This window comes from Methylobacterium sp. E-046 (assembly GCF_022829625.1).
GTDB classification, from domain to species: Bacteria; Pseudomonadota; Alphaproteobacteria; order Rhizobiales; family Beijerinckiaceae; genus Methylobacterium; species Methylobacterium longum.
This window is the reverse complement of the sequence record NZ_JAKSYP010000044.1, coordinates 1-654: the sequence shown is the minus strand read 5'-3', so window position 1 is coordinate 654 and position 654 is coordinate 1. Positions and strand designations below refer to the sequence as shown.

Here is a 654-nt window from a genome sequence, read left to right as displayed (position 1 = left end):
TATTACCAGCATCCTCCCCGCCGTCTAGCAGCCAGTCGAGCAGATCCGCACCGGCGTCGCCGGTCGCGTCCTGGGCTAGCTTGCTCAGCGGCTTCTCGGAATGCTGGGCCCGCACCTCGGCAAACAGCTCACGCGCGAGCCGGTCCAGCTCCGCGTCCGACAGCTTCTTCTCCAAGTGGATTGGCATGGCCCTTTACCCCATGCGGAGCCTCGGCCGCTCGGCTCCGCCCCGATCTGCTCACGGGGCGGGGGAGCGTCCGATCTCACCAGCGGTGGGCCGATACGCAACGTGGCCCACAGGCATAGTGCCAGGGCGCGGTTACGGGCGCGTGTACGGCGCCCGTGTGCTGATCTCAGGACCCGTACCCATAGCCGTAGGGCCGGCGGTAGTAGCCGTAGGGGCCGCCATAGTAGCCCATCGGAGCGTACCCACCGTAAGGACCACCATACCCATAGCCGTAGCCGCCGTGGTGGGTATGGCCGCTACGGCTACGGCTATGGCCGTGGATACGGTTACGGTGGCCTCGGACTGGGACTCGGTTTGGCCACGGGTGCGGCCGTCGGGTATGGCCTCGCCGGCGGCTACGGGTACCCCTACGGCGGCTACGGCTATGGGTATGGTGGTCCTTACGGTGGGTACGCTCCGATGGGCTA

1 protein-coding gene is annotated in these 654 nt (G+C 67.3%); it reads right to left on the bottom strand.

Annotated features, from left to right (window positions below; translation table 11 throughout):
• Window positions 1–187 (bottom strand): hypothetical protein (locus MKK82_RS02310; protein ID WP_243984547.1); only part of this gene is annotated, 187 nt, incomplete at its 3' end.
• Window positions 188–654: the final 467 nt, after the last annotated feature.